Raw genomic sequence first — 7,737 nt, forward strand, 5'->3', positions numbered from 1 at the left:
AAAACTCCTCTTTTCTCTGTTCCCTATTACCTTTTTTTTGAATCCAACACCATGAAGAATTAAGAATTAAGAATTTAGAATTTAGAATTTAGAATTAAGAATTAAGAATTAAGAATTTAGAATTTAGAATTTAGAATTTAGAATTCTGCCTTCTCCATTCTTCATTCTGCCTTCTCCATTCTCCATTCTTCATTCTGCCTTCTCCATTCTTCATTCTTAATTATTCATTCTGCATTATTATCCCTGAGACTTAGCAATCTTTAAACTCAATAAAATTACTGGAATAATTCCTACTAAAACAATCGCTAATGCTGGTGCTGATGCCTGTATTAATCGTTCATCGGAGGCATACTGGTAAACTCTTACTGCCAGGGTATCAAAATTAAAAGGTCGCATGATCAGAGTTGCTGGTAACTCTTTCATCACATCCACAAACACTAACATCGCTGCTGTCAACAATCCTCCCCACATTAATGGGGCGTGAACTTTAATTAGGGTAAGCGTAGGTCCATAACCGAGACTGCGAGAGGCATCATCTAAACTAGGCTTAATCTTACCTAGGCTGGATTCAACGGTATTGAATGAAATTGCTAGGAAGCGTACAAGATAGGCGTATACTAAAGCAATGATGGTGCCGCTAAAAAGTAAACCGGTGGATAGGCCAAAGGTTGCCCGCATCCAGCTGTCAATGGTATTATCCAACTGACCTAAGGGCATTAAGACACCAACTGCAATCACTGAACCAGGGATAGCATAACCCATGGCAGCAGTGCGTACTGCTAAGCGCATCCCTAGTTTGGGCACTAGACGTTGCCCATAAGCCATGACTAATGCTAAGACCATGGCAATCGCAGCTGTTGTAATGGCTAATAGTAAACTATTTGTAGCTAGCTGCCAAAAATTATCATCTAAGGTTTCCTCGGCATTTTTAATGGTCATGTGCAGCAAAAATGCTGCGGGTGCTAAAAATCCAAGAGCAATGGGAAGGAAACAGGCTAACAGCGCCAGTATGCCTCGGCCCCCAGTTAGTGAAAATGGCTTGATTCGTTGGTAACTACTGCCAGTCTCATAATAGCGAGATTGCTTACGAGACCAGCGTTCTAGTAGAATTAAAACAATTATGAATAGTAGCAAACAGGCGGCTAGTTGAGCAGCAGCTGACCTCTCACCCATTCCTAACCAGGTACGATATATCCCTGTAGTGAAGGTACTGACACCGAAATACTCTACTGTGCCAAAGTCGCTGAGGGTTTCCATCAGTGCTAAGGCCAAACCTGCCATGATCGCTGGTCTAGCTAGGGGTAGAGCCACGGTGAAGAAGCCACGCCAAGGGGTGCATCCGAGGGAACGAGCAGCTTCTAGGGTACGGACGGATTGCTCTAGGAAAGCTACCCTGGTGATTAGGTAAACGTAGGGATAGAGCACCAAAGACAACATGGCGATCGCACCCCACAGAGACCGGACATTGGGAAACCAATAATCCTGCACGCTAGTCCAGCCAAACAGCTGCCGCAGCCAGGTCTGTACGGGTCCAAAAAAGTCCAGCATATTGGTGTAAGTATAGGCAAGTAAATAGGCTGGTGCTGCCAGAGGCAGTAGTAGCGCCCATTCAAACACCCGGCTTCCCCAGAAGCGACACATGGTTACTAGCCATGCTGTTGAAACCCCAAGGATTAAGACTCCACTACTTACACCTAGGATTAACCACAGGGAGTTGACAATGTAACTGCCTAAGACAGTGGAGACTAAATGAGTCCATACTTCTGAAGAATCGGAGAACATACTGCCCAGCACAAATAGGACTGGTGCGCAAATTAGGAGTGCGATCGCAATTACCGAGACTGTCCAACCAGGCAAACCCAGACGATGCCATGGTTTGTTACCGCTCAATAGTGCTGAAATTTTTAGTGGCATCGGGAGTTTTCAGGCAAATGATTGTTTTGAGGAATGTTTTCAAGGAGCTGAACTCAGAGGCTGTTTATACAGTCAATGTATAGACAGCGATGAGTTGCTTAATATTGGTGGGTTACGGCGGACAGCTCTCTTCAAAGGTGAGCTTTTAAAGTACTCCCCGCCTAACCCACCCTACGCTAAACTCTTGCAAGTATTTAGCAATAAACTATCCTATCAAATAATTGCTAACCTTGAACCAGAAGAAAATGATTTTTTTTTTCCGTTCAGGGGTTAAATTTTAAGATGCTTGAACTACAAACCAGTCAATTCAAAGATATTTTGGCTCAGCAGCGCAATTTTTTCAGCACCGGTAAAACCAAAGATGTGGCATTCCGGATCGCCCAACTCAAGCGCCTCAAGCAAGTTATTTTAGAAAATGATGCTGCCATTTTAGAAGGGTTGAAAGCCGACCTGCACAAGGCGGAATTTGAATCTTATGCTACCGAAATTATCCTGGTGCAGGAAATTGATCACACCCTCAAGCATATTAAATCCTGGGTCAAGCCCAAAAGAGTCCCGGTCTCAATGGCAAATTTTCCAGGCTCGGGTCAAATTTATCCCGAACCCTTGGGAGTAGTACTGATTATCAGTCCCTGGAACTATCCATTTGCTCTAGCCATTGCTCCTTTAGTGGGTGCGATCGCAGCCGGAAACTGTTGCGTGATCAAACCCTCTGAAATCTCCCCTCACACCTCTGGTGCGATCGCAGAGATTATCCAGAAAAACTTTGACCCTGGCTATATTGCTGTAGTGCAAGGGGGAGTAGAAACCAGTCAGGAACTGTTAGCAGAAAAATTTGACCATATCTTGTTCACCGGCAGCACCCAAGTTGGCAGAATTATCATGACTGCTGCTGCCAAACACCTAACCCCGGTTACTCTAGAGTTGGGGGGTAAAAGTCCCTGCATTGTGGAGACAGATGTGCCGATAGAGACTACAGCAAAACGAATTGTTTGGGGTAAGTTTCTCAATGCCGGTCAAACCTGCGTTGCACCAGACTATCTGCTGGTCAATCGGGAGATTAAATCTGATTTACTCGAACAAATCAAAGCCTGTCTCCATAAATTTTATGGAGACGATCCCGCCAAAAGTCCAGATTATGCTCGGATTATCAGTGATAAGCATTATCACCGTTTGAGTACCTTACTCAAGGATGGTGAGATCATAATTGGTGGACAAACTAATCCAGAAGACCGCTATATTGCTCCCACGGTCATCGACAATATTTCCTTAGAGGATAAAGTGATGGAAGAGGAAATCTTTGGTCCGATTCTACCTGTGATTGAATACAGTAATTTAGATGAAGCGATTGGGATAGTTAACCAAAGACCAAAACCATTAGCGCTATATTTTTTCTCCAGAGACAAAGCAAAGCAACAGCAGGTTTTGCAACAGACCTCTGCTGGTGGTGTTTGCTTGAATGAAACAGTTATGCATCTAAATGTTCCTTCCCTACCATTTGGTGGGGTTGGTGATAGTGGCATGGGTGCTTATCATGGGAAAGCTGGTTTTGATACCTTTTCTCACCAAAAAAGCGTGCTGAAGAAGTCCTTCTGGCTGGATTTGCAGTTGCGCTATGCTCCCTACAAAGACAAACTGGAACAGATCAAGAAATTTATTAGTGGTTAGTTATTATTGGTTTTAGGGAGTAGGGAGTCGGGAGTCGGGAGTCGGGAGTCGGGAGTCGGGAGTCGGGAGTCGGGAGTAGGGAGTCGGGAGTCGGGAGTAGGGAGTCGGGAGTCGGAAGGTACCGCCGAGTCGGGAGTAGGGAGTCGGGAGTCGGAAGGTACCGCCGTCTTGGGGAGCCAGTTGCTGATCTCCCCATCTCCCCATCTCTTCATCTCCCCATCTCCCCACACTTCCCACACTTCCCACACTTCCCACACTTCCCACACTTCCCACACTTCCCATCTCTTCATCTCCCCATCTCCCCATCTCCCCATCTCCCCATCTCCCTATCTCCCCACACTGGGCGCGGCGCTATAATTAATCCCTAATCATCATCGGACTTCTTAGGCTCATCCTCACACCAGACTCCACTGGCTAAGCCACTCCAGCAGATCATTTTCCATTTAGCCATGGATAGTTTAGGAATTTTAGCAACGAATAGCCAGTCAGAGTAATCTAGGTGCTCATAGATACCATCTTTGGCACCACTATGATTCAGCCAGCCCCAGCCAGAGATACCTTTATAGCCCCGGTGCTCCGTATCATCACCAAACCGGAAGGAGTATTGATGTTTACCGAAGTAGTCTACTAAATCAAAGGACTTGAACTTCTTAGACTTGATTGTCCCCTTACCCATGCCAATGTTGTACTTGCCATAGGCTTTCTCCGTGACATAGGCATCGTTGTCTTTATGTCCCACAATCTTGTAGCTAAAGTCGATATCCCAGTAGTCAGTTGTCCCTTTTTTGTAATTCTTCCCTTCTTTTTGTCCACCGAAGGCTTTTCCGTAGATGTGGATCTCACCTGTGCTGGTGTAGTCGAGGAATACTTCTGCCCCCTCGTACTCAAAATCAAAGGTATAGATATCTCTGGCATTACCAGTGAGCAGTCCATCAAGACGCAAGCCATAGGGTGGCGGACTGGCACTAGCACCAGGGTGATTGCAAAGTTGGAAAGTACACTTTTGTGGAGCAAATGTGGGCTTGAATGAGAAGGGAACTAAAAAATTGACCGGAATCTCAAATTCACAGTTGTAAGAGGATTCGTGGATATTTTCGTCAGGCATGATTTGCCCTCCATCAGGTAGTTTAGCAGGTAGTCTTAATCTCTCCCAATGGTCTCATAATTTACTAACAGGTTGCGGTACCCTTAAGGGTACCTTTTAGTTAACGTTTATTATAGCATGTTTCAGTTTAGTGAGATCCAAAATTTGGGGGAGTAGGGAGCAGGGAGTAGGGAGCAGGGAGTAGGGAGCAGGGATTAGGTTTAAAAGTTTTTGGAGTGGTAATTTCGGGCGCGGTAAAGGGGGTGATAGTGGAAACAATTATGTACCTCATGAGTATGATAATTTCGATAGCTGGTCACTTTTACCTATGTAGAGTCCTGCTCTATTTGTAATATCATGTCAGGATAATTACCCTTAATAAAAATCTCCCTATCTCCCTATCTCCCCATCTCCCCATCTCCCCAGACCTCCCACCCTCGCCACCCTCTCCTTAATTATGGCTATTCAACCAGACTTGATATAAATGTTATGGTTATCAGCAGGAGACTGGCTGACGGGGGGACAGAGCGGTTATAGCCCTTGTGTAGCAAGGGATACGGCAGAAAAATCCAAAAAAAGATAGGTCAAATATAGTAACCCTGACCCATCTACAAAAAATGATAGCGTGCGCCATACCAGAAAATCCTACAAAATCAGCTGCATCACAGTAGGTATTTGTTAATCACCTTAGTCGTGGCCAGCCTACAACTACTCAGACAGGTCAAACTAGAAGTGTTAGCTCAAGCGCTGCCGTTACCTATTTTGTTTGAGAGTCGCCCTTCAGAAATTACGTCGGTTTTTACGGATCAAACAGTTCAACATCGTTTCAATCTGGTTTCCCTGTGTAAGTGCTCTGCGCTGAATGGATGTTTAAACCAAACGATAGAATATATTTGGCGATAGATCGTACCAGCTGGGGGGTGATTAATATCTTGATGGTTAGTGTCATCTATGATCATCGTGCCTGGCCGATTTACTGGGAGTTCTTGGATAAAAAAGGCAGCAGTAATTTTGATGAGCAAACAGCTGTTTTGGGTAAAAGTATTGGGTTACTCTCCAACTATAGGGTGGTGGTGTTAGGAGACCGGGAATTTTGTTCACCCAAACTGGGAAACTGGCTGCGTTTGCAGGGTGCATACTTTTGTTTGAGACAGAAATATAACACGCTTGTTTGTTACGATACTGAGGTGGAACGGGAGTTAAAAGACTATGGGCTTAAGCCAGGAGTAAAGCTGTTTATTAATGACTGCCAAGTTACCAAAAAAAAAGGATTTGGGACGTTTAATATAGCCGCTAAATGGAAAAGAAATTCCCAGGGATTTAATACGAAAGAACCCTGGTATATTTTGACTAATTTTGATGATGTCGATACGGCTATTGTGGCCTACCAAAGACGATTTTCAATTGAGGAAGCGATGCAGCGCGGTCTTGGGGGTTTCCCCCGGAGACAAAACCTTAGATAGTGGAGCCTTTATAGTTAGCAGGTTATGCAGAAAAGGGTTAAATATTTTTTAATAAGGCGACCCTATCTTACGGTAAATTCAAACCATGAGCGACTGCATCAAGACAATGTTTCGAGATTTTCAGTCGGGAGGCTATAGTATTGAAGGCTCTAAGCTAACAGGTGAGTATCTTTCAAAATTGATGATTGTTGTGGCGATTGCTTATACCAGTGCCATGCTTCAAGGGCGACACATTAAGCAGATGGGAATTCAAAAATATGTGGTCAGACCTGAAACCCAATCAAGTGGACAACGGCGACATAGCGGTGCGACCCAAGGGCGATTTACTCGCCCATTGGAAAGCGCACCGTCCGCTTTTTATGTTGGCCAACATCAGCATTCGTGGCTTCGCTTAAGGGGATTGTGCGAAAAAATAGTGGACGAAATGCATGCAAATTAACCGTCGTTGGCTCAACTATTACAAGAAGGGTGAGCGGGCTATAGAGTTGGCACTGTCTACGTTATAAGCTTTATGTCCCCCTGTCAGGGAGACTGGTTAAGAAAAACCCCCTGACTTGATAAGCCTAGGGGGATTTGAGGAACTAATTTCTATGAACTAATTTAAAGCCAGCCGTCAAAGATTCTTGTCAGAGATTGCTAAAGAGACTAAGTGGTAACCTGTGCGGGTGACTCATCAGTAACCGCTCCGTTCTCTTCGATTTCCATTTCCTCATACTTAGTAAAGCACTTACGCTTAGCACCTACAGCTAGGTCGAGCACAATGGGTACTTCTAATTTGATCGGAACTTGGAACACACAGGGGTTATAGTATTTGTAAGCCATGGGTTTTACCTCTTGCTGTAATTACTTTCAATCAACACATTTATATAATCTCAAATCTAACTCTGGCTTGGCAGTACCCTTGAGGGTACCTTTTTTCAACTGATGATATTCTCCCATAACTTAGGGGTGATTATCGCTTAAGGTCTACAATAAAACTCCTCCATCCTGAGTTCAGAATGGAGGATATAGAGGAGAGATAGGACTTAATTTATGTCCAGATTTTAAAAGCTAGCCGTCAAAGATTACTAAAGATACTAAGTGGCAACTGGTTCAGTTTTATCAGTATCCGCTCCGTTCTCTTCGATCTCCATTTCCTCATATTTAGTAAAGCACTTACGCTTAGCACCTACAGCTAGGTCGAGCACAATGGGTACTTCTAATTTGATCGGAACTTGGAACACACAGGGGTTATAGTATTTGTAAGCCATGGGTTTTGCCTCTTGCTTTAATTAATTTCAATCAACACATTTATATAATGTCAAATAATCCTCTGGCTTGGCAGTACCCTTGAGGGTACCTTTTTTTGACTGATAATAAGATAGCCTAACTTAGCTGTGATTATCGGTTAACCATAAAAACTCCTCCATCCTGAGCTCAGAATGGAGGCTAAAGAGGAGATATAGGAATTAATTTATGCCCAGATCTTCCTGTTAAAGATTCCAAAAGAGATTAAGTGCTAACGGGTTCAGCTGGCTCAGTAACCGCTCCGTTCTCTTCGATCTCCATTTCCTCATACTTAGTAAAGCACTTACGCTTAGCACCTACAGCTAGGTCGAGCACAATGGG

General features: G+C 44.2%; 9 protein-coding genes. 3 read left to right on the top strand and 6 right to left on the bottom strand.

Annotation, left to right across the window (positions count from 1 at the left end; all coding sequences use genetic code 11):
* Positions 1–237 precede the first annotated feature (237 nt).
* On the bottom strand, positions 238–1,914 hold the full coding sequence (locus tag F6K51_RS09845) for an iron ABC transporter permease (RefSeq protein ID WP_293019928.1): 1,677 nt from the start codon (positions 1,912–1,914) through the stop codon (positions 238–240).
* A gap of 282 nt (positions 1,915–2,196) precedes the next feature.
* Between F6K51_RS09845 and F6K51_RS09850 the strand changes: the two genes are divergently transcribed.
* Positions 2,197–3,582: an aldehyde dehydrogenase gene (locus F6K51_RS09850; protein ID WP_293019930.1), complete on the top strand. Its 1,386-nt coding sequence runs from the start codon at positions 2,197–2,199 to the stop codon at positions 3,580–3,582.
* 12 nt (positions 3,583–3,594) lie between these two features.
* Here the strand turns inward: F6K51_RS09850 and F6K51_RS09855 are convergent, their stop codons facing one another.
* The 3 genes from F6K51_RS09855 to F6K51_RS09865 form a co-directional block, all read right to left on the bottom strand.
* The gene (locus F6K51_RS09855) at positions 3,595–3,888 is read right to left on the bottom strand and encodes a hypothetical protein (RefSeq protein WP_293019932.1); all 294 of its coding nucleotides are present in this window, start codon (positions 3,886–3,888) and stop codon (positions 3,595–3,597) included.
* A gap of 58 nt (positions 3,889–3,946) precedes the next feature.
* Entirely contained in the window at positions 3,947–4,687 is a 741-nt protein-coding gene (locus F6K51_RS09860) for a hypothetical protein (protein ID WP_293019934.1), read from the bottom strand.
* 127 nt (positions 4,688–4,814) lie between these two features.
* Positions 4,815–4,958 carry a hypothetical protein gene (locus F6K51_RS09865; protein ID WP_293019936.1) on the bottom strand — a complete coding sequence of 48 codons (144 nt, stop codon included), beginning with the start codon at positions 4,956–4,958 and terminating at the stop codon, positions 4,815–4,817.
* Positions 4,959–5,559: 601 nt separating this feature from the next.
* Here F6K51_RS09865 and F6K51_RS09870 point away from each other — a divergent pair.
* Together F6K51_RS09870 and F6K51_RS09875 are read left to right on the top strand one after the other, a co-directional pair.
* Entirely contained in the window at positions 5,560–6,129 is a 570-nt protein-coding gene (locus F6K51_RS09870; protein ID WP_293019938.1) for a hypothetical protein, read from the top strand.
* Positions 6,130–6,214: 85 nt separating this feature from the next.
* Complete coding sequence (locus F6K51_RS09875; RefSeq protein ID WP_293019940.1) at positions 6,215–6,568, top strand: hypothetical protein; 354 nt, start codon at positions 6,215–6,217, stop codon at positions 6,566–6,568.
* Positions 6,569–6,774: 206 nt separating this feature from the next.
* Here the strand turns inward: F6K51_RS09875 and F6K51_RS09880 are convergent, their stop codons facing one another.
* Together F6K51_RS09880 and F6K51_RS09885 are read right to left on the bottom strand one after the other, a co-directional pair.
* On the bottom strand, positions 6,775–6,951 hold the full coding sequence (locus tag F6K51_RS09880) for a hypothetical protein (protein ID WP_293019942.1): 177 nt from the start codon (positions 6,949–6,951) through the stop codon (positions 6,775–6,777).
* Positions 6,952–7,205: 254 nt separating this feature from the next.
* Complete coding sequence (locus tag F6K51_RS09885; RefSeq protein ID WP_293019944.1) at positions 7,206–7,379, bottom strand: hypothetical protein; 174 nt, start codon at positions 7,377–7,379, stop codon at positions 7,206–7,208.
* Positions 7,380–7,737: the final 358 nt, after the last annotated feature.

Origin of the sequence: Moorena sp. SIO3I8 (assembly GCF_010692325.1) — a bacterium.
In the GTDB taxonomy this organism is placed as follows: Bacteria; Cyanobacteriota; Cyanobacteriia; order Cyanobacteriales; family Coleofasciculaceae; genus Moorena.

Bases quoted from the DNA above. Each gene is read 5' to 3' on its own strand.
- F6K51_RS09860 (WP_293019934.1), bottom strand. From the start codon at position 4,687: ATGCCTGACGAAAATATCCACGAATCCTCTTACAACTGTGAATTTGAG.
- F6K51_RS09875 (WP_293019940.1), top strand. From the start codon at position 6,215: ATGAGCGACTGCATCAAGACAATGTTTCGAGATTTTCAGTCGGGAGGC.
- F6K51_RS09845 (WP_293019928.1), bottom strand. From the start codon at position 1,914: ATGCCACTAAAAATTTCAGCACTATTGAGCGGTAACAAACCATGGCAT.
- F6K51_RS09885 (WP_293019944.1), bottom strand. From the start codon at position 7,379: ATGGCTTACAAATACTATAACCCCTGTGTGTTCCAAGTTCCGATCAAA.
- F6K51_RS09855 (WP_293019932.1), bottom strand. From the start codon at position 3,888: ATGGGGAGATGGGGAGATGAAGAGATGGGAAGTGTGGGAAGTGTGGGA.
- F6K51_RS09850 (WP_293019930.1), top strand. From the start codon at position 2,197: ATGCTTGAACTACAAACCAGTCAATTCAAAGATATTTTGGCTCAGCAG.
- F6K51_RS09865 (WP_293019936.1), bottom strand. From the start codon at position 4,958: ATGAGGTACATAATTGTTTCCACTATCACCCCCTTTACCGCGCCCGAA.
- F6K51_RS09880 (WP_293019942.1), bottom strand. From the start codon at position 6,951: ATGGCTTACAAATACTATAACCCCTGTGTGTTCCAAGTTCCGATCAAA.